This is a genomic window from Lentzea sp. NPDC058450, from assembly GCF_042721395.1.
Classification (GTDB): Bacteria; Actinomycetota; Actinomycetes; order Mycobacteriales; family Pseudonocardiaceae; genus Lentzea.
This window is the reverse complement of sequence record NZ_JBHXLO010000046.1, coordinates 1-23,526: the sequence shown is the minus strand read 5'-3', so window position 1 is coordinate 23,526 and position 23,526 is coordinate 1. Positions and strand designations below refer to the sequence as shown.

The window sequence follows — 23,526 nt, the reverse complement described above, 5'->3', positions numbered from 1 at the left end:
AGGTCCGGTGGCCAGGTACCTGATCGGGCTCGTCGGCACCGGCATCGGTCCGTCGCTGAGCCCGGCGTTGCACGAGCGCGAGGCGGCCGAGCTCGGGCTGCGCTACACCTACCGGCTGCTCGACCTGGACGTCCTCGAACAGCCGGTCGGCGCCGTGCTGGCGCAGGCCTGGGCCGAGGGGTTCACCGGCCTCAACATCACCCACCCCGCGAAGCAGGTGGTCCTGCCGCACCTGGACGACATCGCCCCCGAGGCCGCCGCGCTGGGCGCCGTCAACACCGTGGTCTTCGAGAACGGCAAGGCGATCGGCCACAACACCGACGCCACGGGCTTCGCGAGGAGCCTCCGCAGGGGCCTGCCGGACGTGCGGATGACGAACGTCGTCCTCCTCGGAGCCGGGGGAGCGGGCGCCGCCGTGGGGCACGCGCTGCTGTCACTCGGCACCGGTCGCCTGGGCGTCCACGACGTCGATCCTGACCGCGCCTCATCGCTGGTGACGGCGTTGCGGCGCAGGTTCGGCGACGACCGGGCCGTCGTGTGCGCCCCCGACGCGGTCCGGACGGCCGACGGGCTGGTGCACGCGACTCCCACGGGCATGGCGGCGCATCCCGGCCTGCCGATCGACGAATCGCTGCTGCGCGAAGGACTTTGGGTCGCCGACATCGTCTACCGGCCCCTGGAGACGGCGCTGCTGGCCGCGGCTCGCGCGCGCGGCTGCCGGGTGCTGCACGGCGGCGGGATGGTCGTGCTCCAGGCCGCGGAGTCGTTGCGGCTGTTCACCGGCGTCGACCCGGACGCGGGCCGGATGCTCGCGCACTTCGAGGAACTGGAAGGGGAACCGGCCCATGCGTCCTGACCCGCGCACCGCCATCGCCACCGTGTGCCTGTCCGGCACCCTCGACGACAAGCTGGTCGCGGCCGCCGAGGCGGGCTTCGACGGCGTCGAGCTGTTCGAGAACGACCTGCTCGCCTCCCGCCGCGGCCCTGCCGAGATCCGGCGGCGCTGCGCCGACCTCGGGCTGACCATCGACCTGTACCAGCCGTTCCGCGACTTCGAGGCCGTCCCGCCGGACGTGCTCGCTTTGAACTTGCGCCGCGCCGAGCAGAAGTTCGGCGTCATGGCCGAACTGGGTGTGGACACGGTCCTGGTGTGCTCGTCGGTGTCGCCCGACGCGATCGACGACGACGATCTCGCCGCGGAGCAACTGCACCTGCTGGCGACGCGCGCTCACGAACACGGCCTGCGCATCGCCTACGAAGCCCTCGCCTGGGGCAGGTACGTCAACGGCTACGAGCACGCGTGGCGGATCGTGCGCCGCGCCGCCCACCCCGCTTTGGGAGTCTGCCTGGACAGCTTCCACATCCTGTCCAAAGAGGACGATCCTCGCGCGATCCGCGCGATCCCCGGCGAGAAGATCTTCTTCCTCCAGCTCGCCGACGCGCCGACGTTGCCGATGGACGTCCTGCAGTGGAGCCGCCACCACCGCCTCTTCCCGGGGCAGGGCGACTTCGACCTGACCGCGTTCACCCGCCACGTCCTCGACGCCGGCTACCGGGGACCGCTCTCGCTGGAAGTGTTCAACGACGTGTTCCGCCAGTCCGACCCGCACCGCGCCGCGATCGACGCCATGCGGTCGCTCGTGAGCCTGAAGGACTCGTTGGGACTGTTGGACGTTCCCGCCGCTCCCGTACCGCACGGCTACGCGTTCGCCGAGGTCGTGGGCGAGTCGAACCTGGCCGCGCTGGGCTTCACCCGAGCGGGCGTGCACCGCTCGAAGCGGGTCGAGCTCTGGACCCAGGGCGAGGCGCGTGTGCTGGTCAACGCGGACGGCGAAGCAGGTGCGATCGGGGCGCTCGGCCTCTCCGTGCCCGACCCGGCCGCCGCCGAGCACCGCGCGAAAGTCCTGCTCGCACCACCGCTCTCGCGCACTGCGGGCCCAGGCGAAGCCGCGCTCACCGCCATCGCGGCCCCGGACGGAACGCAGATCTTCCTGTGCGCCGACGACGAGTGGCTCACCGACTTCGTGCCCACCGGGGAGTCCGCCGCCGGGGTCGGGATCACCGGCATCGACCACGTCGCGCTGACCCAGCCGTTCGACAACTTCGACGAGGCCACGCTCTTCTACCGCTCGGTGCTGGGCCTCGAACCGGGCGCCGTCGCGGAGTTCGCGGCCCCGTTCGGCCTGGTGCGCGGCCGGGGCGTGAGTGGCGGCGGAGTGCGGCTGACCCTGGACGCCGCACTGGTGCGCCGAGGCGGCTGGGCCCCGGCCGTGCGAGAACCCCAGCACATCGCGTTCTCGTGCACGGACGCCACGGCGTGCGCCCGAGCGTTGCGGCAGCTGGGCGCGCGGCTGCTGGACGTCCCCGGCAACTACTACGACGACCTGGCGGCACGCACGGCGTTGTCGGCCGATCGCGTCAGCGAGTTGCGCGAGCAGTCCGTCCTCTACGACCGCGATGACCGCGGTGAGTACCTGCACTTCTACACCGAGCTGGTGGGCGCCAGGGTGTTCTTCGAGGTGGTGGAGCGCATCGGTGACTACCGGGGCTTCGGCGTCGTCAACGCTCCCGTCCGGATGGCGGCGCACCACGAGGCGAGGCAGTTCGCTAGGTGAACAGGATCCTCTTCGCGGCGGCCTTTCCCGGTGCGGTGCGCAGCAACGAGAACACGAGTTCGGCGACGTTCGGGCTGCGGACGAGGGAGAGGCCGCGCCGGAGCTGGGAACGCAGCAGGTAGCGGCGGCGCATCGCCGCGCCGTCGTAGTGCTCCAGCACGTACTTGTTGCCGCTGCGCAGGTAGTCGGACGTGACCTCGGCGGCGAGCTCGGACATCCGCATGCACGGGTCGAGCCCGCCGGCGGTGAGCGGGGAGACCGCGCCCGCCGCGTCGCCGACCAGCAGGCCTTGGGGCGACACGATCCGGCGCAGCAGCCCGCCGACCGGGATCGGCCCGCCGCGCCGCCTCACCGGGCCGGTCGGTTCCGGAGTGGGGAAGCTGTCGCGGAAGCGGTGCAGCAGTTGGGGAAGCGGTGCGGTGAACCGGTCGGCGCGGCCCGCCAGACCGACGTGCGCGTGCTCGCCGTCGTCGATGACCCAGGCGATGTAGCCGGGCGCGAGGCGCGGGTCCACGACGCAGTGGAACGTCGGCGTCGAGCCGGTCCGCACCGGGTAGACCTCCTCGATGCCGGTGATCATGCGCCGGTTGACGTCGAGGCCGAGGCTCTTCGCGACCGTGGACCGGGCGCCGTCCGCGCCGATCGTGAACCGCGCCTTCGCGGACTTGCCGGGATAGCTGGAGTTCAGCGTGACCTGGGCGCCCGCGCGTTCGGCAGCCCGGACGGCCGCGGTGTAGATGTTCTCCATGTCGCCGACGCGGAACTCGTCGCGGTCGCTGGTCAACTCCACCGGATTTTCGCCCGAGGGCGGGTAGAGCAGCACGCGCCGGACCGCCGGGCCGAGGTGTTGCAGGTCGTAGTCGTCGAGGGTGCGCCGGACGAAGATCCCGGTCGTGCGGATGCCCGTCTCCAGGCTCGTCCTGCGTTCGCACACGGCCACGTCGAGCCCTGACTCAGCCAGCAGTCGCGCGGTGGTGAGCCCGGCCAGCCCGGCGCCGACGACGAGCACGTCCACGGTGTCCATGCCCCCGACGCTAGATCCGATCACCCGGCGGCTTCCGCTTTGCGCCGACACCTTCACGGGATCTGCACCGTTTCTCCACGAATGTGAATGCTTGACATGCCGTCGCCCGGTCGCGGAAGGTGTGCACACCGCTGCCTCGAATCGTTGGTTCGAGGAGGAACACCGATGGAGTTGTTCAACCGCCGCACCGCACTGCGAGGCGCTCTCGCAGTCGCGGCCACGCCACTGGCCGCGGGTGTGGCATCGGCTGACGTGGGTGCCATGGCGTTCGTGCAGAAGTGGGCCCCGAACCCCGGCTCCGCGGGGCTGAACGCGTTCGCAGGCATCGAGGACGACCGCTCGAACTCGCACCCGTCGGCCACGCACATCTTCGCCGAGAGCAACCAGTACCGGTTCGTGATGCACAAGTCCGATCGGGACGGTGCGGACCGCCAGCGCAACGAGGTGCGCGCGATCCAGACCGGCAGCACCCGTCACGACATGAAGAAGGGCGAGACCTGGCGCTACAACTACCAGATGTACGTGCCGTCCTCTCTCAAAGGCACCACCAGCTTCACGCACATCTTCCAGGTCAAGCACACCGGCGTGGACTCACCGGTGGTCACGATGTCGTTGTTCCGCTCGGGTTCCCTCGAAACCGTCGAGATGAGACTGTTCGGCGCGGGCCAGGCCAAGCTGGGCAGCACGCCACTCGCCCCGTTGCGCAACAAGTGGATAGACGTCGAGATCGAGATCAAGGTCGCCGACTCCGGCAGCCTCCGTTTCGCGTTGAAGGACGCCGGAACCACCGTCGTCAACGCCTCGCGCTCCGGCTTCGACACGTGGCTGGGCGGCGACCAGGCGCACCCGAAGTGGGGCATCTACCGAGGCCTCGGCGACTCCGCGCAGTTGGTCGACACCTACCTGTTGCTGCGCAACATGAAGGCGTACCGGAATGAATAGAGGGTGTTCCCACAGAGACTCCTGAGGGTCAGAATTACTCTTGTGGGGGACATTCACGGACGAACCGCAGAGAGCAGGGCCGGTGTGGCCGCCTTCCTGGCGGGTGTGTGGCTGATCGCCGCACCACCGGTCCTGCACTTCGCCGCGGCAACACACGCCTTCCGCCCGTACTGGGTCTCCATGGGCCTGGCCGTGGTGATCATGCTCCTGGGCATGGTCCGCGCCATGGCACCCCTGGACGTGCCGTTCATCAGGCACCTGACGATCGCTCTGGCCGTGTGGCTGATCGTCGTGGCGCTGATACGGGGCGACGGAGGCACCGCCCTCGTGTGGCTCAACCAGCTGGTGGTGGGCGGTCTCATCGCCCTCTCCGCAGGTCTGGCCCTGCTGATCAGCTCCCGCCGATGAGCGGCACCTGGTCCGACCTCTGCCTGATCTGCCACGGCCAGCAGGACCTCGTGGTGAACATTCACGAAGCGGGCCCCTACGAACGCTCACACGACTACACCCGCGTGTTGTTCTGCCGTGCTTGCGGTGTGGGCGAACTGCGCGCCTTCAGCTACGACGGCTTCGTCGTCTTCGGCGAGGAGGACGACGTGATGGTCTGGTCCTCCCTGATGTCCGCCGACGACGTCTTGGTGCTGCGCTCGGCCTTCACCTGCACCGTTCCGCTGGCAGGCATTTGTGAGTGTGTTGAGCACACCCGCCTGTACGACACGAGCGTGCGCGCCACCAAGACCCGCCTCCCGGAACACGGCCCCGACCGCCACAGCCCGGCCGGCCGCACCACCGTCACCGTCGCGGTGGTGGACGGCCTGGCGGAGTTCCGCTCCTAGTCGATCACCGCGACGGCCTCGACCTCGACCAGGTGCTCCGGCACGTCGAGACTCGCCACCCCGATCAACGTGGCCGGCGGCGTGGCGTGTTCCTGCAGCTCGGTCATGGCGTTCTCGATGCCCTTGAGCAGCTCCGGCATCTTCTCCGGCGTCCAGTCCACGACGTACACCCGAACCCGTACCAGGTCCTTGAAGCTCGCGCCGGCGGCCTTGAGCGCGGTGTGCACGTTGGTGTACGCCTGCTCCGTCTGCTTGGCGAGGTCGAGCTCCGCGTCCCAGGCCACCTGCCCGGCCAGGTAGATCGTCCTGCTCCCGCTGGCCACCGCGACGTGGTGGTACACGTCGACCTGCGGCAGCCCGTCGGGGTTGATGAGCGTGACAGCCATGTTCTTCCCTCTCTTGCGGTTACTCACTCACCGTAGGAGAGTGGCTTTTGAACTGGAAGAACGCACTAATTCGAGAGTGAGGCACCTCAAGGTGAGCAAGCAGCTCAGCGGCGATCTGGCCCGCGCGGACTCGCTGGCCCGCGAGATCTTCTCCGACATCGCCAACAAGTGGGCGCTGCTCATCGTCGAGACCATCGGCGACACGACGAAGCGCTTCACCGAGCTCAAGACCGAGGTGGACGGCATCAGCCACAAGATGCTGACCCAGAACCTCCGCCTGCTGGAACGCAACGGCCTGGTGACGCGCGTCGTGCACCCGACCGTGCCGCCGCGCGTCGACTACACCCTCACCGAGCCGGGCCAGGCCCTTCGCGCGACGGTCGACGCGATGTGCGCCTGGACGTCTCGCTACCTGACCGAGATCGAGTCGGCCCGAACCCGCTTCGACGCCTGGTCCGTTAATTCCAGACGATTGAGTTCGAGTACGTGAACTGCGCCGGTGAATTCAGGTTGCGTAATGCCTGGCTGGCTCGCGTGGAATTTACTATCGAATTCGTTCAAGTGTGCTCATGCTCGAACATTTTCGCCGGTTAATCTTCGTTGACTGGTCAGGCGTGCTGTGTCAGCCTCGGTGAGGTATTGCTCATACGCTTTTGAGCAACTTCGTCAACTGGGGGTTGACTGATGTCGAAGTCTGGTTTCAGACGCATTTCTGTTTTATTTGTGGCCGCTGTGACGCTTTTCTCTTCGGTCGTCGGTCCGGCGGCCGCTGAACCCGCATCCGAGAAGTCGGTGTTCGACTGGCTCGGCTCGGCGGACCCGAAACTGGTCGCGGGCCAGGAGCGCTTGATGGGGTTCAAGTCCTGGGTGGTCGGTGTGCCGGGAATCTTCGACGCGGGCTTCGTCGAGTCCGCGAACCACGCCGAGTCGGTCTCCACCACGGTGCTGTGGGCGGGTGAGTCGCCGCTGCGGCAGACCGTGCGGGAAGAGGCGGACCGCCGGGGGATCACGCTCACGTTCAAGCCGGTGCGGCACTCCCGCAAGGCGTTGCAGGAAGGCGCCGACAGGATCTGGGCGAGTGCCGGCGACGCTGCCTGGAACGGGTTCGTCGTCACGTCGCTGACGGGCACCGACCTCACCACCGACGGTCTCGTCGTGCGCGGGTTCTACCAAGGAGGTCAGGTCAATGCCGCGCGGCAGGCGCGAACCGCAGAGGTCGCCAAGGGCCTCTCGGCCGTCGTGACCGGCGTGCAGGAGGCACCGAAGCCGACGAACTACGTGACGAGGTCGACCGACACGTCCCCGTTCAACGCGGGTGGCGCCATGCGGGGCAGCAACGGATCGTTGTGCAGCAGCGGGTTCGGTCTGTCGATCGGCAACGTGTGGCGCACCACGACGGCACGTCACTGCACGGCGGGCACGTACGCGGCGTGGGACAACGGGGCCCAGAGCTACGGCGGAACGCTGACACACGCGAACGGTGCGGGTGCGCGGATTCTGACCGGTGCGGGCTTCCGCTGGATGTTCGACGGAGCGTGGAACGACCCCAACGGCTATCTCAAGACCGTGCAGGGCTACGCCGACCTGTCGATCAACGACTGGGTCTGCACCAGCGGCGCCAACACCGGCGTGCACTGCGGCCTCCAGGTCGACAACCTGCTGATCGCCTACAACGACGGCTTCGGCGTGTTCTGGACGATCCGCGCCCATCAGCGGCAGGGCGGCATCGCGGGAGGACAGGGTGACAGCGGCGGCCCGGTCCTGGTGCCTTACGCCAACGGCAAGGTCGGCGCGGCCGGAATGATCCAGGGTTCGCTCGGCCCGCAGACGACGGCCTGCGGTTCGGTGCGCGTCGGCGGAATCGTGTGCGGCACGGAGCTGGAGTTCTCCTCGACCCGCACCATCGCCCAGGAAGTCGGCGGAGTGCTGCTGACGGGCTGATCCACGGGCCGGGGGCGCGACGGCGCGCCCCCGGCCTCCTGTCATCGGGACGAAGAGGGCACGACGGCGCTCGCCACTCCGGCGCGGACGAAAGTCATCTCGTGAGCGCCCGTGGTGACGACGAGCCGATCCCCGGAGACCGAGACCCCGGCGTTGCGGGACGTCAGTTCGTTCATCGCGGCGATGACGGCCAGGCGCACCGGGTCGTCGCCCGTGTAGAGCGCGTAGGTGCGCCCGACGTCCAGCAGCCGCATCGAGCTCGCTGTCCCCTCGTAACGCCCGAACATCGAGTTGGTTCCGTCGGAGAGCTGGAACGAGCCGTCCGCCCGGAACGTCGCGGAGGCGTCGACCTCCCCGGGCACTGCACGACCGTCGACACCGCGCAGGTCCCATCGATGGCCTGCGTACCCGGGACCCTCGACGCCCCACTGCTGACCCGGAGCGTCGCCTACCATCGTGACGGCGGTGGTGATGCCACCCGCGGCCAGCACGAACACCGCGGCGGCGAGCACGGCACCTCGCGTCCGCGGTGCCCGCCGCGCGGCCGGTGCGCTGTGCCGCAACGATTCCCGCGTGACCAGAGCCGCGTTGTCCCGCAACGCGGTGCGCACGACGTCCTCGATCCCGTCCATCACGACCTCCCCAACTTCCCGCGCAACGACTCCAGTGCCCTGTTCAGCGACGACGCGACCGCCTCCTTGCTGATGCCGAGCAACTCGGCGACCTCGGCAGGCGGGAGGTCCTCCAGGTAGCGCAACACGACCACTTCCCGTTGCCGATGCGGCAACGACCGGATGGCGACGAGCACCCGCTCCCGTTCGTACTCGCGAAGGGCGTGCTCGTCGGCCCCCTCGGCAGGCGGCGGCGCCGGAGGCCGGAACCGCAGCGCGACGACGCGCCGCCGCAACACCGACCGAGACCTGTTGAACACCGCGGTCGTCAGGTACCCGCGCGGGTTGTCCATCCGCCCCGGCAGTGCCGCGAAGACGTCCTGGACGACGTCCTCGGCCGTCTCCTGGTCGCCGACGACGCTCACCGCGATCCTGACCAACTGCAGGTAGTGCTGGTCGAAGAGCTCCTGCGCCAGCACCGGCGATGTCTCTCGCCCGTGTATCAACCCCATGGTGTCCTCTGCGGTCAACCACCCGAACCCGACATCAGTTGGACGTCTGAGCCAGCCTCCGATCAACAAGATGATCCAGCGATCTCGTCTCACGGAGTTCCTGGGGGCGCCGCGCTGACATCGCCCTCGGTCAGAGGGTGCGGGAGATCTCCTTGAAGACCTGCTTGAACTCGGCGAAGCGGTCGGCGCCGACGACGGAGGCCAGGCGGGCCTCGATCTCGGTGATGATGCGCTTCGCCTGCACCATCTGGTCCTTGCCCAGATCGGTGGGCACGACGAGTTTCGCCCTGCGGTCGGCCGGGTCCGGCTGGCGGGTCACGTAGCCGAGGCGTTCCAACTCGTCGATCAGGGTGCCGACGACCTGCTTGTGCTGGCCCGAGCGTTCGGAGAGTTCGCTGGCCCGGGTGCCCGTGGTGGCGATGTAGGCCATGACGGCGCCGTGGCGCGGGCGCAGGTTCTCGTGGCCCGCTTCGGCCAGGCGGGCGAAGAGCTCCTTCTGGAACCCCGAGAGCAGGTGCGCCGAAAGGACGCCGACGTCTGGCATGGGGATGATGTTAACCCGGCGGTGGGCTTGTCCGATGAGGACGGACGGAAGTGGTGGCCCGCCGCGGGGCGGGCCACCCTGGTCAGGACTGGGGTTCGTAGAGGCTGAACGGGGTGCCCTGGTCGTCGGTGCAGTGGGCGATGCGGCCCGTGTCGGGGACGGTCATGACGTCGTCGCTCTTGCCGCCGAGTTCGGTGACCTTGCGGACGGAGGCGTCGATGTCGTTGGTGTGGAAGTAGATGCGCGGCTGGGTGTGGCCGGCGTCCTTGGGGGCGATGGCGCCGGCCGCGCCGTTGGTGATCACGTGGTAGTCCTCGCCCATCAGGCTGGTCTCCCAGCCGAAGACGCCCGCGTAGAACGCCCTCGCCCGCGCGGTGTCGTCGGCGGGGATCTCGAACCAGTTGGCGTGTCCGGTCATGTCGATCGCTCCTCAGTGGTGGTGAACTGACGAGCAGAGGACGAGTGGGGCCGCGGGAACTCGACAGCTAGTCGCCGAGAACTTTCAGGGCTTTGTCGTGGTGGTCCAGGGCGGCTCCGACGGCGGCGGCGACGGTCACCTCGAAGATCTCGTCCTCGGTGTGGTCGTGCCTCAACCGCGCGATGTCCTCGTCGGTGAGGCGGTAGGAGTCCGTGCGAACCGTTGCGGCGTAAGAACCCCAGGCATCGCCGGCCGCCGCGGCCTGGCGGAGCGCGGGTGGCGTGACGGCCGGGGCCTCCAGGACGTTGTGGCGTAGGGAACCGGAGGCGGTGCCGGTGAGGAAGCGCGGGAAGCGGTAGCCGAACCTGTGCAGCGAGCGGGTGCCCGATTCCAGCTGACCTGGCAGGAGTGCGAAGCCGAACGCGTTCGCCAGCCGGTTCATCACCTGCCAGACGAGGGTGACCTTCAGGGCGTCCGTCAACGCCTCGCGCGGCGCGTCGACCGGCTCCAGGTCGGAGAGGAAATCCAGTGCCGCAACGAGTTCCGGGCGCAACGGCGTCGGGTCGCCGGCGATCTTGACCAGTTCGGTGTGGGTGACGGCGCAGTACGGGCAGTGCAGGCGTTCGGCGGTGCGCTGGGCCATGTACTCGCGCTCGCCGGCCGTCCAGAACGACGGTCCGCGCATCGCGTCGGCGCTCAGGTCGAGGAACACCGCGCCGAAGAACTCCGGGCGGTACAACAGGGTCTTGGGCACGTCCGACATCGGGACGCGCGACACCGATCCCGCAAGCCGGAAGAACAACCGGGCCGGCAGGCGGTGGCCGTGGTCGAGCACGTCGAGTCGCATCAGGTGACCTCCAGGGAACGCAGGCGTCCGGCGAGGAAGCGACGGTCGGCGGGAGTCACCGCCAGGTCGTGGGCCAGCCGGTACGCGGCAAGGGCTTCCGGGCGCCGGTCGAGGCGGCGCAGCAGGTCGGCGCGGGCGGAGTGCAGCAGGTGGTACGTGTCCAGCCCGGCGATCCCGTCGATCAACTCTAGCCCGGCTTCGGGGCCCTCGGCCATGGCGACGGCGACGGCGTGGTTGAGCGCTATCACCGGAGTGGGCGCCACCTTCAGCAGTTCGCCGTACAGCGCGGCCACGCGGGACCAGTCGACCGGGTCCTGTGCGTGCAGGGCGGCGATCACGGCGTGCAACACGTACGGGCCGGGCGTGCCGAACCGCAGCGCGCGGTCCAGCAGCGCCATGCCCTCGGCGATCTCGTCGGTGTTCCAGAGCGTGCGGTCCTGGTCCTCGAACAGCACCAGGTCGCCCGCGGAGGTGTGGCGGGCGGCGCTGCGGGAGTTGTGCAGCAGCATCAACGCCACCAGGCCGTGCGCCTCCGGCTCGTCGGGCATCAGGGTGGCCACGAGCTTGCCCAGCCGCAACGCCTCCAGCCGCAACGCCGGGTCCGCAGTGGTGTAGCCGCGGGTGAAGATCAGGTAGAGGACGCCCAGCACGCCCTGCAGCCGTTCGGGCAGCAGGTGGTCCGCGGGCACCTCGAACGTGATGCCGGCGTCGCGGATCTTGCGCTTCGCCCTGACGAGCCGCTGGGCCAGCGCGGGCTCGGCGACGAGGAACGTCCGGGCGATCTGAGCAGCCGTGAACCCTGCCACCGCTTGAAGTGTTAGCGCTAACCGAGCGTCCTCTGCCAGCGCCGGGTGGCAGCAGGTGAAGATCAACGACAGGCGTTCGTCGCCGAGGTCGACGAGCTGCTTCTCGGTCATCGTCACCGCCTCCGGAGCAGGGGAGGGCAGCTTGGTGCGCGCCATCCGGACGTGCCGGAGGCGGTCCAGGGCGTGGTTGCGGGCCACGGTGAGCAGCCAGGCGAACGGGTCGTCGGGCACGTGTGAACGTGGCCATTTCCGCAACGCCTGCGAGCACGCCTCCTGCAACGCGTCCTCGGCCAGCTCGAAGTCGCCCAGCGCCCGCACCAGCGCGGCGAGCATCCGGGTGCGGTGCTCGCGGTAGACCTGCTCGACCGCGGCCGACGCCAGGTCGCTCATGCCACCCCGTGGTTCAGGCCGGGGATGTGGTCGACCGGCCGCACCTCGATCGTCGCGCCGTAGTGCGCCTGCGGGATCATCTCCGCGAGTTCCAGCGCCTCGTCGAGGTCGCGGCAGTTCAAGAGGTAGTAGCCGCCGAGGTGCTCGTGCGTCTCGGCGAACGGCCCGTCGGTCAGCAGCGGCTTGCCGTCCCGCACCCGCACGGTCGTGGCGGTGCTGACGGGCTTCAACGGATCGCCCGCCACGAACACCCCGCGTCGCCGGCACTCGTCGGCGAACGCGTTGACCCGCGTCAGGATCTCCTCGAACCGCTGGTCACCGTGCTGCGGGCGGTCCTCGCAGTTGTAGATCAGGAACATGTAGTGCATCGCGTGCCCTCCAGTCGTCGTCCGGAGGACGAACGAGACCTCTGGAAGTCGACATTCGAGCACGCGCCGTTTATTACGGCCAGACGAGCCTCAGGCGAGCGTTGCGGCGTGGCGGAGGCCGTGGTCGATCAGGTCGATGAGCCATTCGAAGCTCTCGCCGACGTCGGTGGACCACTGGAAGCCGTTGGTGGCCTCGAGGTTCGCGAAGCCGTGGAAGGTGCTGCGCAACGCCCGCAGCGCGTGGGTCATCTTCTCCTGGGGGATGTCGTATCCCCGCAGGACCGCTTCGAACGGCCCGAGGCCGCGCAGGGAGGCGGTGACGACCGGGTCGTCGGGCCCGGTCGGGATGAGGCCGACGGTGGAGGCGTAGCGGCCGGGGTGGGTGACCACGAAGTCGCGCAACGCGTGGGCGGCGGCCGCCAGGGCGTCCCGGCCCGCCCGGCCCTGGGCGGCCGCGCCGAGGGCGTCGGCCATCTCCGCGTAGGCGAGGGCCGCGATGCGGCGGTTGAGGTCGTCCTGGCTGGCGACGTGCTTGTAGAGCGACGGGGAACGCACCCCGAGGCGTTCCGCCAGCTTGCCCATGGTGAGTTCGGAGAAGCCGATCTCGTCGGCCAGCGCGGCTCCGGCCGCGGTGATCGTCGCCGCGTCCAGGCCCGCCCTAGGCACGGACACCGGCCAGGAACGTCAGGATCGCGGCGAGGGTCTGCTGCGGGTACTGGACGTGCGGGTAGTGGCCGGCGCCGTCGATCATCGTGAGCGTGCCCAGGCCCTTCGGCAGGTCGGCGACGATCGCCTCGCCCTCGGCGCGCGGCGAGGCCCAGTCGGGGTCGTCCGTGCCCTGCACCACGAGCACCGGGCACGTGACGTTGGCCAGCTGCTCGCCGGCGTCGGCGGGGGAGATCTTGCCCATCGCCTGGAGGACCTTCATGCGCCCAGGCTCCTCCAGCATCGCCGTGATCTGCGCCAGGCGCGCGTCCCAGTCCGCCGGTTTCACGCCGGGGTAGGCGATGTCGAGGTACTTGGCCCACTGGCCGGTGCTGCCGAGGAGGGCGGTGCCCAGCAGCCGGGTCATGCCGCGCCGGTAGCCCGCCACCCGGAGGTCGCCGAGCTTGACCTGCTGCTTGCGGGTGAACGGCGCGAGCTCGACCAGCGCGGTGACGAGTTCCGGCGCCTTGGCCGCGGCGATCGTGACCGCGCCGCCCGAGATGGAGTGGCCGACCAGCACCGCGGGCTCGCCGAGGTGCTTGACCAGGGCGATCAGGTCACCCGCGAGATCGGTGCGGCTGTAGGACGCCCACCCGACGCTGGACTCGCCGTGGCCGCGCAGGTCCGTGGTGACGACCCGGTGCCCGGCTTCGACCAGCGCCGGGGCGAGGAAGCGGTAGGCCTCACGGCTGTCGCCCATGCCGTGGGCGAGCACGACCAGCGGCCCGGCGCCGGTGATCTCGTAGGCGATGGTCCCGCCGTCGACGTTGAGGAACTCGGTCATGTCCGCCTCCGTTGGCTAATTGAATTAGCTAAAAGCTATCACGATTAGCCAACGCGTCAACCCCGCTCCGCGCGGGCTGGTCAGGCCGTACCCGCCGAACAGGAACCGCGCCGCACGGCCGCCCCGGTGCTCCGCCCAGGTCTCGGCGAACGCCTCCGCCTCGCCGAGGTAAGGCGGGGAGAGACTGGGCGCGAGCCGGATCTCGCCTCGCGCGTGGACCTCGTCGAACTCCTCCGGGAAACCGAAGAACAGCAGCAGGCTGGCGTCCGGCAACGCGAGGTCGGCTGTCCCCGGCGGCAGGGAGGCGCAGTCGATCGTTGCCGCCAAGGGGAAGTAGAGGTCCCCGGTCCAGGCGGGAACCCCTACCGGAGCGCTTCGGCGCGAAGGTGGTCGTGCAGGGTCATTTCAGCTGTCTCCCGGTGCGGTGCCGAGGGTCCTGGCGAGCCAGGAGGTCACGACGTCGAGCAGGTCGCCGTCCACCGGTGACCGCAGCTGCCGGGGGTACGAGCGCACCGACGCGCGGCCGGGTTCCTTGCGCAGCAGGTGGGTCAGGTCGGGGAGCAGGTGTGTCTCGACGGGGCCGGGTACGAGAGCGCGGATCCGCTGGAGGTCCGCGGGGTCGACCTGGACGTCCTTGTCCCCGGTCACGGCGAGCACGGGGACCCGGATCCGGGCGAGGTCGGACCGGGAGTCGTGGCTCAGCATCTCCCGCGTCCACCGGGCGTTCACGCGCTTTCCCGCGACGCGCACGACGTCCGCGGTCGTCGTGCGGAGCTTGATCAGCCGCTTGGATCCCAGTCGTACCAGCGGCCGCAACGGCAAAGGCAGTCCGCCGGCGACCGCGTCGGCCTGCCACCGCAGGGCGTCCTCGCCGGTGCGGGCGAACCCGGCCAGCAGGACCACGGCGGCCACGTCGGGGCGGGTGCCCAGTGACATCGCGTGCAGCGCGCCCTCGCTGTGGCCGACGACGCCGATCGCGTCGGGCCGGATGCCGGGATGTGCCGCCAGGGCTGAGAGTGCGGCCGCGGCGTCGTCCCGGTTGTCGACGAAACCGGTCGAGAGCCAGTCGCCCGGTGTGGCACCCACGCCTCGCCGGTCGTAGCGCAGCGTCGTGATGCCTTGGCGGGCAAGCGATTCGGCCAGAGCGGGCCCGAGGTTCTGGTTGAGCCGCCCGGCGTTGCCGTCGCGGTCCAGGCGTCCGGAGCCGTGCAGCAGCAGGACCGCCGGATGCGGGCCGGTGCCGGACGGTGTGGTCAGGGTGCCGGCCAGGGGTAACCCGTCGGCCGCGCTGATCTTGAGTTCTTCGGTTCGCAAGAGCGAGTCCCCCTCGAATCTGCGATAATTCTCAACTCTGAGAACATTACCGCACATGAGATGATCGGGCCATGGCCACTGCGGATCTTCTGCTGCATCCGGTGCGGATGCGCATCCTGCAGGCGTTGTTCGAGACCGACCCGCTGACGACGGCTCAACTCAGGGAACGCCTGCCGGACATCGCGCCCGCGACCATGTACCGGCACATCGCCGTCCTGGTCGAGAACGACGTCCTCGAGGTCGTGGAGGAACGGCGGGTGCGGGGCACGGTCGAGCGCAGCTACCGCGTCCGCAAGGAGGAGGCCGTGGTGGGGCGGGACGCGCGCGCCGCGATGACCCGCGACGACCATCAGCGGGCGTACTCGACGTTCGCCGCGTCGCTGATGGGCGACTTCGATCGCTACCTGGCCCGGCCCGGCGCCGACCCGAACGTCGACGGCGTGGTCTACCAGCAGGCCGCGGTGTGGCTCACCGACGAGGAGTTCGCCGCGATGGCCGAGGAGATCAGGCACGTGGTGATGTCGCGAACGGGTGGGGAGCGCGACGGCGGTCGCAGGCGTCGCGTCGTCAGCCTCGTCGTGGTGCCGGACGATCCCGCCTGATCGTTTCCGCGGCTGACCTGGCCGGCCGCGGACCCCGGGAGTTGCCAGCCGTGCGAGCGGCGGGCTAACTTGTTCTCAGTAGTGATAATATTCGTGAGAATGAGAGCATTGGCGGCGGAACATGGACAGCGCACCACGGGTCGGCCAGGGGAGTGGTCTCGCCACCTTCTTCCTCGTCACCTTCGCTACGACCTGGGGTTTCTGGTCGATCGCGATCCTGCTCGGCGAGCCGCCGACGACCTTCCCGACGGTCGTTCCCTTCCTGCTGGGCGGCTTCGGCCCGGTGTTCGGCGCGATCGCGGTCCGGCTGCGCCGCCGCAGGCTCGGGGAACCCGTCCCCGGCCACACCGTGCGGGTCCGCCTGAACGGACGGCTGCTGTGGGCGTTGCCCCTGCTGGTGCTGGCGGCGGGCACGGTGGCCGGCGGCGCGCTGCTGGCGCAGGCGCTCGGCGGCCCAGTGGTGGGCCTGGACGGTGGGCAGCAGCTGATGGCTGCAGCGGGAGGCGCCGTGCCGTTCTTCGTCAGCATGCTCGTGGCCGGTCCGCTCGCCGAGGAACCCGGCTGGCGCGGCACGGCCTACCCGCGTCTTCTCGCCACCACCGGACGTCTCCGGGCCTGCCTGGTCCTGGGGGTGGCTTGGGCGATCTGGCACCTGCCGCTGTTCTTCGTCACCGGGACCGTCCAATCGGGATTCGGGCTGATCGGCTGGAGCGGTTTGTTGTTCACCCTCAGCGTCTTCCCGATGGCGTTGCTGACCGGATTCGCCTACGAGCTCGGGGGAGTTCCCGCCGCCATCACCGTCCACTTCGGAGTCAACGCGACTGCGGCGGTGCTGAGCGCGTACTCGCCCGCGACCCAGGTGGTGGTTCTCGCCGTGCAGCTCCTGGTGGCGGTGCCGATCATCCTGGGTCCCAGGCGGTCTCACGGCGCGGCGAGCGCCTCCGTCGGGGTGAGCCGCGACGCCCGCACCGCCGGGTAGACCCCGGCCACCACGCCGGTCACGACGGCCGCGCCGAGCCCCGCCAGCACCATCTCGAGGGGGATCACCGCGGGCCAGCGGTGGAAGTAGGCGTATCCGGCGGTGCCGGCCAGCCCCAGCAGCACGCCCGCGACCCCGCCGAGCAGGCAGAGCACGACCGACTCGGTGAGGAACTGCGTGCGGATCTGCCCGCGATGAGCACCCAGCGCGCGCCGCAGGCCGATCTCGCGCTTGCGTTCCAGCACGGAGATCACCATGGTGTTCGCGACCCCGATGCCGCCGACCAGCAACGCCACCCCGGCGAGCCCGAGCATCAACGCCGAGAACGTGGTCTCGGTGAGGCGCTTGGCCGTCAGGGCGTCGGACGGGCGGCTGACCCGCACCTGGCTCGGCTGCTGGGGGAACACGGTCTGCGGCAGCACCGCCCGCACGTCGTCGATCGACGCCTCCTGCGACCGCAGGTACAGGACGGTGGGGCGCTGGTCGAACCCGATGTCGCGCGCCGCCTCCCAGCCGACCAGCGCGGAGCGTTCGATCTCCGGGGCGAGCGGCAGGGGGGCGAGGATGCCGATCACCGTGAACCAGCGGTCGTTGATCCGCACCTGGGTGTCCGGTGCGGTGACGCCCAGCCGGGTCGCGGCGACGTCGCCCAGCACGACGGTCGGGAACTTCTCGGTGACGTCGGTGAAGAACGTGCCGGTGCGGACGCGTCCGTTGAGCGTTTGCAGCAGGTTGAGTTTCGTGGCGAGGACGGTCAGGCCCGAGGTCTCGGAGTCCGGGATCTGGTCGGAGCGGCGGACCACGGCGTGGGTGTTGGCCACGGCGCTCACGTCGCTCGCCGGGCCGATGCGGGAGACCATCGTGACGGACTCGGGCGGCAGCGAGGCGGCCTCGTTGTTGGTGCCGGTGGCGGCTTCGGCGCGCAGGAGGTTGGTGCCGAGCGCGGCGAACTCCTCCATCAGCGCCGCCCGGCTCGACGCCGGGATGCCCGTCACCACGACCAGGGTCGCGATGCCGATGGAGATGCCCAACGCCGACAGCACCGCGCGCATCGGCCGGGTCCGCAGGGGCGAGAGGCCGAGCAGGAGGAGGTCCGCGGGGCTGAGCCGGGTGGGTTTGACGTCGCGCGGGTCGGCGGTGCGGGCAGGGCGGTCGGTGATGGTCACGCCGTCACCTCCGCGCGGATCCGGCCGTCCCTGATCTCGACCTGGCGGGGCAGCCGCGCGGCCACCTCGCGGTCGTGGGTGATCACGGCGAGGGTCGTGCCCTCGCGGTTCAGGTCGAGCAGCAGGTCCAGCACCGCGCGGCCGGTTGTCGTGTCCAGTGCGCCGGTCGGTTCGTCGGCCAGCACGAGGGCCGGGCGGTTGACGACGGCGCGGGCGATGGCGACGCGCTGGCGTTCGCCACCGGAGAGCTCGTGCGGGCGGTGCCTCAGCCGGTGACCGAGGCCCACGCGGGTGAGCGCCTCGGTGGCCATGGCGGTGCGCCACTTGCGCGGGGTGCCCGCGTAGAGCAGGCCGGTGGCCACGTTGTCGATCGCGGTCAGGCCGTCGGCCAGGTGGAACTGCTGGAAGACGAACCCGATCCGGCGCCCGCGCAACGCCGAGAGCTTCCGGTCGGACAGGGTGGCGATGTCGTGGCCGTCGAGCATCACCGAGCCGCTGGACGGCCGGTCGAGCGTGCCCAGCAGGTTGAGCAGCGTCGACTTGCCCGAGCCGGACGGGCCGACGATCGCCACCGCCTCGCCCTCGTGCAACGTCAGCGAGACGCCGTCCAACGCCCGCACGCCACCCGCGTACTCCTTGACGGCGTCCACGATCTGCAGCACCGGGGTCATGATGTGGTCACCACCTGCATGCCCTCGGCGACGCCACCGCCGCTGATCTCCACCAGACCGCCGGCGAACAGACCGGTCTTCACCGCGACCAGGCCGCCCTTGTCGGTCTGCACCGCGTAACCGCCCTCGCGCAACGCCAGCAGCGCGGTCACCGGCACGGCCAGCACGCCCTGCCGCGCGGTGCTCGTCAGGCGCACGCGGACCGGGCCCGAGTCGAACTCGCCGACCTCCGCGTCGAGGCCGATGTCCACAGCGATCATCGGGGTCTCCTCGCCGTTGACGTTCTTCTCGGACTGGACCTCGGTGCTGACCGAACGGACGGTGCCCGCGGTCTCCTTGCCGTTGGGCAGGACCACCGTGACCTTCATGTCCTTTGTGAACACTTCGGCCTGCCGCGCGTCGATCGACGCGTCCACGGCCTTGCCGGTGGCGGTCACCGTCATCAGCGGGCCCTCGCCGGACGCGGCGAGCTTCGCGGTGACGGCCTCGACCCGGACCTTGCCGGGGACGACCACGATCTCGCCGGGGTCGAGCACGCCGGTATCCTCGACTTTTTCGGCCTTCTGCCAGCGCTTGACGGCGTCGATCGTCGCCTGGGTGAGCTCGTCCGGTGCGCCACCGAGCTTGTAGCCGAGGACGCCGAGGTTCTCCTTGACGATCTTCACGTCCGGGCCCTTGACGCCCGCCTTGTCGAGCTTGCGCCACAACGGGGTGTCGCCGAAGAACAGCCACACCGGGCGGTTGTCCACTTTGTACACCGCGTTGCCGCGGTCGACGGCCGTGCCGGGGGCCGGCAGCCAGGTGAGCGTGCCCGCCAGCTTGCCGGTCACCTCGCTCGACGCGCCGAAACCGAGACTGGCCTTGAACTCGCGCACGTCGGTCAGGTCGGTCTTCACCACGGCGACGGTCTTCGGCGCGGGCGGTGGAGCGGTCTGGGCCGGGGCGCGGCGGGTGAGAGTGAGCGCTAACACCCCGCCTGCCAGCACGAGGACGACGACACCGGCGATGATCCACCGCTTCACTTGCGTCCTCCGCCGAAGACTTCCTGCTCGCAGTCCTTCTCGATCTTGTTGCGCTGGTCCTCCGGCAGGGTCTGCTCGCCGTCGTAGGTCCAGCTGCCGGGTTCGGTCTCGATGACCTTCATGCCGCGGCTGTTCAGGCACTGCACGTTCTTGTGCCAGTTGTCCTTGAACGTCGGGTTGGAGGAGTCCATCTCCCACGGCGGCAGCGGCCACTTCTTCGCGCACGCCGTCCACGCCTCGTCGCTGTACTGCGCGGGCCTCAGCGTGGTCGTGCCGGCCGGGCCGCTGCCCTTGCCCGTCGCGTTCGGGTCCTTCTCGGCCAGGCACGCGGTGTGAGCGTCGAACAGCCGCTTCTTCTCCTCCTCGGTCATGTCCATGCGCAGCCGCGGCTGCGCGCCGTCGGAGGGCGCCGAGACGGCGGTCGAGGGCGTGCCGGCGCCGGAGGTCTCCAAAGACGCGACGTTCGACGGCGGCGGCGCGGCCTGGCTGCACGCGGACAGGAACAGCACGGCGGCAGCGATCAACAGCCTGGGGTTCATGGCGGCGATGCTGCCGGGCGGTTGTGAGGAAAATATGCGCTCAGCGTGCCGGAAGGGTGATCGTGAACGTCGTGCCGCGGCCGAGTTCGCTCGCCACGGTGATCGTGCCGTGGTGAGCGCTCACGATCGCGTGCACGATCGCCAGGCCGAGCCCGCTGCCGCCGGTGTCGCGGGTCCGGGACCGGTCGGCGCGCCAGAACCTGTCGAACACGTGCGGCAGGTCCTCGGCCGAGATGCCGGAGCCGGTGTCGATCACCTCGATCCGGTTCCCGTCCGAGACGATGCGGACCGTGCCGCCGGAAGGCGTGTAGCGGAACGCGTTCGTGACGAGGTTGGTCAGCACCTGCCGCAGCCGCACGGGATCGGCGACCACGACACCGCCGCCCTCCACGGCCAGGCCGGGGTGCGCGGCGGCCAGCTGCTCGAACAGCTCCCGCAGGTCGACCGGCTCGGGGTGCAGGCGCAGCTCACCGGCCTCGGCCTGGGCGAGGTCCTGCAGGTCGTCGATCAGGCGTTGCAGCACCAGGGCCTCGTCCAGCAACGCGGTCAGCGTCGGGCGGTCCAGCTCGACCACGCCGTCGCGCGCGCCCTCGAGCCAGCTGCGGATCGTGCCGAGCGGGTTGCGCAGCTCGTGCGAGATGTCGCTGGTCATCGCCTTGCGCTGGGCGTCGGTGCGGGCCCGGTGCGCGGCCATGTCGTTGAACGCCCGCGCGAGCTGGCCGATCTCGCTGCGCGACCGGATGTCCACCTGGGCGTCGTCGCCGTGCCGCAACCGCTCAGCGGCGGCGGTGAGCGTGCGCAACGGCCGGGTCATCCGCAGTCCGACGAGCACGCTGACCCCGACCGTCAGGATCAGCACGACGGCTGCGACCAGCACGATCCGGCCGACGTCGAACCGCACGACGGTCGCCTGGGTGGTCCGGCCGGCCGCGTCGGTCACGAACAGCAGCGCGGGCGGCGCCACGTACGGCCGCAGCTGGGTGCGGCGGGCGCTCGCCATGCACTCGGCGTTGGACGCGACGGGCTCCCAGGCCGCGTTCATCCTGATCTGCTCCTCGGGCAGGCCGCGCTGCCGCAGGCACTCGTCGACGAGGACGTTCAGGTCGTTGAACGCCGCGGACTCGCCCAGCGTGAGGGTGGTCAGCCGGTCCTCGACCTCGTCGCAGGACGGCGCGACCGGGGCGGAGAGCACCCTGTCCACGTTCACGATCGGCCGCCCCCAGGCCGTCAGCTTCACCTCCTCGCGCGCGGCGGCCTCCTGCGCGCTGCGGCAGCGGGTGTTGTAGATCTGCGCGTCCTGGGCGAGGCCCGCCTTCTCCCGGTCGGTGAGGTGGAACGGCCCGGCGATCCTGCGGTCGATCCGGTCCGCGGGGACGTCCGCGGTCTGCGCGATGTCCAGTTCCAGCGGGTTGATCACCGTCGTCGGCGCGGCCGGCAGCTGGTTCGGGTCGAGGTTCGTGCCGGTGTCCGCGAGCACCCTGCGCTCGGGCGTGGTGAGGATCAGCCTGGCCTTGCCCGGTTCGAGCGCGACGCCGGTCCAGTCGCGGTGCTCGACCGCGTACGTGACGAGCTTCTGGTACGTGGCGGCGTCGCCCGCGAGCGAGTTGCCGAGCTCCTGTCTGATCGACGTCGAGGTGCTCTGCGCGGCGAGCCACGCGGTCGCGGTGATCGAGCAGAGCGCGACGAGCACCGACGCGGCCAGCAGCCGCGCGAGAACGCTATGCACCCGAGCCGTCCACCAGCTTGTAGCCGACGCCGTGCACGGTCAGCAGGTACGCCGGCTTGCGCGGCTGGACCTCGATCTTCTTGCGCAGGTTCATGATGTGCGCGTCGATCGTGCGGGCCGTGATGTACCCGTCGAGCCCGTGCACCGCGCTGAGCAGCTGCGCACGGCTGAACACCCGGCCGGGGCTCGCCGCCATCGTGTGCAGGATGCGGAACTCCGACGCCGTGCAGTCGGTGACCTCGCCGCGCACGCGCACCTCGTGCCGGTCGGGGTCGATGGTGATCTCGCCGAGTGCGAGGTCGTTCGTGGAGGTTCGCTGGACGCGCCGCAGCAAGGTGCGCACGCGCGCCACCAGCTCGCGCGGGCTGTAGGGCTTGGTGACGTAGTCGTCGGCGCCGAGGTCGAGGCCGTGCAGCAGATCGTCCTCTGTGGACTTCGCGGTGAGCATCAGCACCGGGATGTCGGTCTCGTTGCGCAACGTGCGCACGACTTCCAGCCCGTCGATCTTCGGCATCATCACGTCGAGGACGAGCAGGTCCGGCGGGTTGCGGCGGACCTCGTCGAGCGCGGCGGACCCGTCGTGCACGATCCGCACCTGGTAGCCCTCCTGGCGCAGGTACCGCCCGAGCATGTCGGCCTGCATCACGTTGTCCTCGGCCACCAGCACGCTCAAGCCCATGCGTCGCAAGATAGTCATTCCCGGCGCCGCCGCACGGGATGAGGACCTCTTCCGCACAGGATGCTCACAACTCGCTGTCACGGTCGCTGCCATGCGAATACTCAGCGTGGTCGCGTTGCTGCTGCTCGGGGTGCCGGGCGTGGCGGCGGCATCCCCTCCCGACTCCGATATGATCGTGCACGACCTCGACACCGCCGGCGTGGCGGAGCACTGGACCCCGGAACGCATCGCGGCGATGCCGACCGGGCCGTCCGCACCACCCGGAACGCCTCCCGTCGACGACCCGACCGGCGCGCCCGCGGAGAACAGGGCGGTCGGCCGGCTGTTCTTCGTCGACCGCGACGGCGAGGACTCCAGCTGCACCGCGACCCTGGTGGTGAGCGCCAACAGGCGCACCGCGGTGACCGGCGGGCACTGCGTCCACACCGCGAACCTGGCGGGCTTCGACCCGAAGTGGCACTCCAAGATGCTGTTCGTGCCGGGATTCCGGGACGGCGCGCGGCCGTACGGGCAGTTCGTGGTGCGCCGGGCGATCGTGCACAGGACCTGGATCGCCGACGACCAGCAGTCCGAGTTCGACCAGGCGTTCATCGTGCTGGACAAGCCGTCGAACGTGAGCGTGAACATCGCGTTCGACCGGCCCGGCGACCGGTTCGCGCGGGAGTACGGCTACCCGCGGGCCGCGGGCACACCCGGCCACCAGGGCAGGCCCGAGTTCACCGGGCAACGGCTCGCGCAGTGCTGGGGCCAGGCGGTGCGCAATCCCGGGCACCCCGAGTTCCCCGAGGAGAACATGTGGGGCGTGCCGTGCGACATGGGCGGCGGGTCCAGCGGCGGGCCGCGGATCAGCGGCGACGCCGTGGTGGGCGTGAACATCCAGAGCTTCAACCAGTCCGCCGACGGCCAGTGGTGCCCGATCGGGGAGTGCGTGCGGCACCTCGGCGGGGCGCAGTTCACGAAGAAGGTGACGGGAGCCCTCTACCTGCGGGCGCAGTTCAGCTGACGGGAAGGTGACGGGCCGCGATCGCGGTTCTCACCGGCCGGGGCGGAGCTGGCGACCCCTCGTACGCCGTGGCGCTCCGGCACCTCAGTGCCGGAG

29 protein-coding genes are annotated in these 23,526 nt (G+C 70.1%); 10 read left to right on the top strand and 19 right to left on the bottom strand.

The window, feature by feature from the left end; genetic code table 11:
- Positions 1-7 precede the first annotated feature (7 nt).
- Positions 8-856 (top strand): shikimate dehydrogenase, encoded by an 849-nt coding sequence (locus tag ACFWNN_RS42175; RefSeq protein WP_382445600.1) that lies wholly within the window; start codon positions 8-10, stop codon positions 854-856.
- The gene (locus ACFWNN_RS42170) at positions 846-2,615 is read left to right on the top strand and encodes a TIM barrel protein (RefSeq protein WP_382445599.1); all 1,770 of its coding nucleotides are present in this window, start codon (positions 846-848) and stop codon (positions 2,613-2,615) included. The genes ACFWNN_RS42175 and ACFWNN_RS42170 overlap by 11 nt, the downstream gene beginning before the upstream one ends.
- Here ACFWNN_RS42170 and ACFWNN_RS42165 read toward each other — a convergent pair.
- The gene (locus ACFWNN_RS42165) at positions 2,608-3,639 is read right to left on the bottom strand and encodes an FAD-dependent oxidoreductase (RefSeq protein WP_382445598.1); all 1,032 of its coding nucleotides are present in this window, start codon (positions 3,637-3,639) and stop codon (positions 2,608-2,610) included. The genes ACFWNN_RS42170 and ACFWNN_RS42165 overlap by 8 nt on opposite strands.
- 165 nt (positions 3,640-3,804) lie before the next feature.
- Here ACFWNN_RS42165 and ACFWNN_RS42160 point away from each other — a divergent pair, with 165 nt between their 5' ends.
- The 3 genes from ACFWNN_RS42160 (at position 3,805) to ACFWNN_RS42150 (ending at position 5,417) form a co-directional block, all read left to right on the top strand.
- On the top strand, positions 3,805-4,581 hold the full coding sequence (locus ACFWNN_RS42160) for a Tat pathway signal sequence domain protein (protein ID WP_382445597.1): 777 nt from the start codon (positions 3,805-3,807) through the stop codon (positions 4,579-4,581).
- A gap of 84 nt (positions 4,582-4,665) precedes the next feature.
- Positions 4,666-4,989 (top strand): hypothetical protein, encoded by a 324-nt coding sequence (locus tag ACFWNN_RS42155; RefSeq protein ID WP_382445596.1) that lies wholly within the window; start codon positions 4,666-4,668, stop codon positions 4,987-4,989.
- On the top strand, positions 4,986-5,417 hold the full coding sequence (locus tag ACFWNN_RS42150) for a hypothetical protein (RefSeq protein WP_382445595.1): 432 nt from the start codon (positions 4,986-4,988) through the stop codon (positions 5,415-5,417). Before ACFWNN_RS42155 ends, ACFWNN_RS42150 begins: the two co-directional genes overlap by 4 nt.
- On the opposite strand, the gene ACFWNN_RS42145 is transcribed toward ACFWNN_RS42150, so the two are convergent.
- The gene (locus ACFWNN_RS42145; protein WP_382445594.1) at positions 5,414-5,803 is read right to left on the bottom strand and encodes a RidA family protein; all 390 of its coding nucleotides are present in this window, start codon (positions 5,801-5,803) and stop codon (positions 5,414-5,416) included. The genes ACFWNN_RS42150 and ACFWNN_RS42145 overlap by 4 nt on opposite strands.
- A gap of 91 nt (positions 5,804-5,894) precedes the next feature.
- On the opposite strand from ACFWNN_RS42145, the gene ACFWNN_RS42140 reads away from it, so the two are divergent.
- The gene (locus tag ACFWNN_RS42140; protein WP_382445593.1) at positions 5,895-6,293 is read left to right on the top strand and encodes a winged helix-turn-helix transcriptional regulator; all 399 of its coding nucleotides are present in this window, start codon (positions 5,895-5,897) and stop codon (positions 6,291-6,293) included.
- A gap of 242 nt (positions 6,294-6,535) precedes the next feature.
- Entirely contained in the window at positions 6,536-7,744 is a 1,209-nt protein-coding gene (locus ACFWNN_RS42135; RefSeq protein WP_382445592.1) for a hypothetical protein, read from the top strand.
- Between the two features lie 41 nt (positions 7,745-7,785).
- Here ACFWNN_RS42135 and ACFWNN_RS42130 read toward each other — a convergent pair whose 3' ends face one another.
- From ACFWNN_RS42130 to ACFWNN_RS42080, 11 genes are all read right to left on the bottom strand, one after another.
- On the bottom strand, positions 7,786-8,376 hold the full coding sequence (locus tag ACFWNN_RS42130) for an META domain-containing protein (RefSeq protein WP_382445591.1): 591 nt from the start codon (positions 8,374-8,376) through the stop codon (positions 7,786-7,788).
- Positions 8,376-8,834 (bottom strand): RNA polymerase sigma factor, encoded by a 459-nt coding sequence (locus ACFWNN_RS42125; RefSeq protein WP_382445590.1) that lies wholly within the window; start codon positions 8,832-8,834, stop codon positions 8,376-8,378. The genes ACFWNN_RS42130 and ACFWNN_RS42125 overlap by 1 nt, the downstream gene beginning before the upstream one ends.
- A 163-nt stretch (positions 8,835-8,997) precedes the next feature.
- Positions 8,998-9,411, bottom strand: a complete 414-nt coding sequence (locus ACFWNN_RS42120; RefSeq protein WP_382445589.1) for a MarR family winged helix-turn-helix transcriptional regulator — start codon at positions 9,409-9,411, stop codon at positions 8,998-9,000.
- 82 nt (positions 9,412-9,493) lie between these two features.
- The gene (locus tag ACFWNN_RS42115) at positions 9,494-9,829 is read right to left on the bottom strand and encodes a VOC family protein (RefSeq protein ID WP_382445588.1); all 336 of its coding nucleotides are present in this window, start codon (positions 9,827-9,829) and stop codon (positions 9,494-9,496) included.
- 67 nt (positions 9,830-9,896) lie between these two features.
- Positions 9,897-10,676 carry a hypothetical protein gene (locus ACFWNN_RS42110; protein WP_382445587.1) on the bottom strand — a complete coding sequence of 260 codons (780 nt, stop codon included), beginning with the start codon at positions 10,674-10,676 and terminating at the stop codon, positions 9,897-9,899.
- Positions 10,676-11,872, bottom strand: a complete 1,197-nt coding sequence (locus ACFWNN_RS42105; RefSeq protein WP_382445586.1) for an RNA polymerase sigma factor — start codon at positions 11,870-11,872, stop codon at positions 10,676-10,678. Before ACFWNN_RS42105 ends, ACFWNN_RS42110 begins: the two co-directional genes overlap by 1 nt.
- The gene (locus ACFWNN_RS42100; protein ID WP_382445585.1) at positions 11,869-12,240 is read right to left on the bottom strand and encodes a YciI family protein; all 372 of its coding nucleotides are present in this window, start codon (positions 12,238-12,240) and stop codon (positions 11,869-11,871) included. The genes ACFWNN_RS42105 and ACFWNN_RS42100 overlap by 4 nt, the downstream gene beginning before the upstream one ends.
- Positions 12,241-12,330: 90 nt before the next feature.
- Positions 12,331-12,912 carry a TetR/AcrR family transcriptional regulator gene (locus ACFWNN_RS42095; RefSeq protein ID WP_382445584.1) on the bottom strand — a complete coding sequence of 194 codons (582 nt, stop codon included), beginning with the start codon at positions 12,910-12,912 and terminating at the stop codon, positions 12,331-12,333.
- Entirely contained in the window at positions 12,899-13,729 is an 831-nt protein-coding gene (locus ACFWNN_RS42090; RefSeq protein ID WP_382445583.1) for an alpha/beta fold hydrolase, read from the bottom strand. The genes ACFWNN_RS42095 and ACFWNN_RS42090 overlap by 14 nt, the downstream gene beginning before the upstream one ends.
- Positions 13,730-13,753: 24 nt before the next feature.
- Positions 13,754-14,056 carry a hypothetical protein gene (locus tag ACFWNN_RS42085; RefSeq protein WP_382445582.1) on the bottom strand — a complete coding sequence of 101 codons (303 nt, stop codon included), beginning with the start codon at positions 14,054-14,056 and terminating at the stop codon, positions 13,754-13,756.
- 78 nt (positions 14,057-14,134) lie between these two features.
- Positions 14,135-15,043: an alpha/beta hydrolase gene (locus ACFWNN_RS42080; protein WP_382445581.1), complete on the bottom strand. Its 909-nt coding sequence runs from the start codon at positions 15,041-15,043 to the stop codon at positions 14,135-14,137.
- A 71-nt stretch (positions 15,044-15,114) separates the two neighbouring features.
- On the opposite strand from ACFWNN_RS42080, the gene ACFWNN_RS42075 reads away from it, so the two are divergent.
- Both ACFWNN_RS42075 and ACFWNN_RS42070 read left to right on the top strand, forming a co-directional pair.
- On the top strand, positions 15,115-15,645 hold the full coding sequence (locus tag ACFWNN_RS42075) for a helix-turn-helix domain-containing protein (RefSeq protein ID WP_382445580.1): 531 nt from the start codon (positions 15,115-15,117) through the stop codon (positions 15,643-15,645).
- 121 nt (positions 15,646-15,766) lie between these two features.
- Positions 15,767-16,624 carry a CPBP family intramembrane glutamic endopeptidase gene (locus ACFWNN_RS42070; RefSeq protein ID WP_382445579.1) on the top strand — a complete coding sequence of 286 codons (858 nt, stop codon included), beginning with the start codon at positions 15,767-15,769 and terminating at the stop codon, positions 16,622-16,624.
- Here ACFWNN_RS42070 and ACFWNN_RS42065 read toward each other — a convergent pair.
- Genes ACFWNN_RS42065 through ACFWNN_RS42040 form a run of 6 tightly spaced genes read right to left on the bottom strand, consistent with a single transcriptional unit; the run spans position 16,567 to position 22,427 of the window.
- Positions 16,567-17,784: an ABC transporter permease gene (locus ACFWNN_RS42065; protein ID WP_382445643.1), complete on the bottom strand. Its 1,218-nt coding sequence runs from the start codon at positions 17,782-17,784 to the stop codon at positions 16,567-16,569. The genes ACFWNN_RS42070 and ACFWNN_RS42065 overlap by 58 nt on opposite strands.
- Positions 17,785-17,786: 2 nt before the next feature.
- The gene (locus ACFWNN_RS42060) at positions 17,787-18,461 is read right to left on the bottom strand and encodes an ABC transporter ATP-binding protein (protein WP_382445578.1); all 675 of its coding nucleotides are present in this window, start codon (positions 18,459-18,461) and stop codon (positions 17,787-17,789) included.
- Positions 18,458-19,483, bottom strand: a complete 1,026-nt coding sequence (locus tag ACFWNN_RS42055; protein ID WP_382445577.1) for a peptidoglycan-binding protein — start codon at positions 19,481-19,483, stop codon at positions 18,458-18,460. Before ACFWNN_RS42055 ends, ACFWNN_RS42060 begins: the two co-directional genes overlap by 4 nt.
- Positions 19,480-20,022 carry a hypothetical protein gene (locus ACFWNN_RS42050; protein WP_382445576.1) on the bottom strand — a complete coding sequence of 181 codons (543 nt, stop codon included), beginning with the start codon at positions 20,020-20,022 and terminating at the stop codon, positions 19,480-19,482. Before ACFWNN_RS42050 ends, ACFWNN_RS42055 begins: the two co-directional genes overlap by 4 nt.
- 40 nt (positions 20,023-20,062) lie before the next feature.
- Positions 20,063-21,748 (bottom strand): sensor histidine kinase, encoded by a 1,686-nt coding sequence (locus ACFWNN_RS42045; RefSeq protein WP_382445575.1) that lies wholly within the window; start codon positions 21,746-21,748, stop codon positions 20,063-20,065.
- Entirely contained in the window at positions 21,741-22,427 is a 687-nt protein-coding gene (locus ACFWNN_RS42040; protein ID WP_382445574.1) for a response regulator transcription factor, read from the bottom strand. The genes ACFWNN_RS42045 and ACFWNN_RS42040 overlap by 8 nt, the downstream gene beginning before the upstream one ends.
- 91 nt (positions 22,428-22,518) lie before the next feature.
- On the opposite strand from ACFWNN_RS42040, the gene ACFWNN_RS42035 reads away from it, so the two are divergent.
- Positions 22,519-23,430, top strand: a complete 912-nt coding sequence (locus ACFWNN_RS42035) for a trypsin-like serine peptidase (protein ID WP_382445573.1) — start codon at positions 22,519-22,521, stop codon at positions 23,428-23,430.
- Positions 23,431-23,526 lie beyond the last annotated feature (96 nt).

Excerpts from the sequence above, each read along its gene's own strand:
- ACFWNN_RS42170 (WP_382445599.1), top strand. The coding sequence starts at position 846 with ATGCGTCCTGACCCGCGCACCGCCATCGCCACCGTGTGCCTGTCCGGC.
- ACFWNN_RS42165 (WP_382445598.1), bottom strand. The coding sequence starts at position 3,639 with ATGGACACCGTGGACGTGCTCGTCGTCGGCGCCGGGCTGGCCGGGCTC.
- ACFWNN_RS42160 (WP_382445597.1), top strand. The coding sequence starts at position 3,805 with ATGGAGTTGTTCAACCGCCGCACCGCACTGCGAGGCGCTCTCGCAGTC.
- ACFWNN_RS42150 (WP_382445595.1), top strand. The coding sequence starts at position 4,986 with ATGAGCGGCACCTGGTCCGACCTCTGCCTGATCTGCCACGGCCAGCAG.
- ACFWNN_RS42145 (WP_382445594.1), bottom strand. The coding sequence starts at position 5,803 with ATGGCTGTCACGCTCATCAACCCCGACGGGCTGCCGCAGGTCGACGTG.
- ACFWNN_RS42130 (WP_382445591.1), bottom strand. The coding sequence starts at position 8,376 with ATGGACGGGATCGAGGACGTCGTGCGCACCGCGTTGCGGGACAACGCG.
- ACFWNN_RS42120 (WP_382445589.1), bottom strand. The coding sequence starts at position 9,411 with ATGCCAGACGTCGGCGTCCTTTCGGCGCACCTGCTCTCGGGGTTCCAG.
- ACFWNN_RS42115 (WP_382445588.1), bottom strand. The coding sequence starts at position 9,829 with ATGACCGGACACGCCAACTGGTTCGAGATCCCCGCCGACGACACCGCG.
- ACFWNN_RS42110 (WP_382445587.1), bottom strand. The coding sequence starts at position 10,676 with ATGCGACTCGACGTGCTCGACCACGGCCACCGCCTGCCGGCCCGGTTG.
- ACFWNN_RS42105 (WP_382445586.1), bottom strand. The coding sequence starts at position 11,872 with ATGAGCGACCTGGCGTCGGCCGCGGTCGAGCAGGTCTACCGCGAGCAC.
- ACFWNN_RS42100 (WP_382445585.1), bottom strand. The coding sequence starts at position 12,240 with ATGCACTACATGTTCCTGATCTACAACTGCGAGGACCGCCCGCAGCAC.
- ACFWNN_RS42090 (WP_382445583.1), bottom strand. The coding sequence starts at position 13,729 with ATGACCGAGTTCCTCAACGTCGACGGCGGGACCATCGCCTACGAGATC.
- ACFWNN_RS42075 (WP_382445580.1), top strand. The coding sequence starts at position 15,115 with ATGGCCACTGCGGATCTTCTGCTGCATCCGGTGCGGATGCGCATCCTG.
- ACFWNN_RS42070 (WP_382445579.1), top strand. The coding sequence starts at position 15,767 with ATGGACAGCGCACCACGGGTCGGCCAGGGGAGTGGTCTCGCCACCTTC.
- ACFWNN_RS42060 (WP_382445578.1), bottom strand. The coding sequence starts at position 18,461 with ATGACCCCGGTGCTGCAGATCGTGGACGCCGTCAAGGAGTACGCGGGT.
- ACFWNN_RS42050 (WP_382445576.1), bottom strand. The coding sequence starts at position 20,022 with ATGAACCCCAGGCTGTTGATCGCTGCCGCCGTGCTGTTCCTGTCCGCG.
- ACFWNN_RS42040 (WP_382445574.1), bottom strand. The coding sequence starts at position 22,427 with ATGGGCTTGAGCGTGCTGGTGGCCGAGGACAACGTGATGCAGGCCGAC.
- ACFWNN_RS42035 (WP_382445573.1), top strand. The coding sequence starts at position 22,519 with ATGCGAATACTCAGCGTGGTCGCGTTGCTGCTGCTCGGGGTGCCGGGC.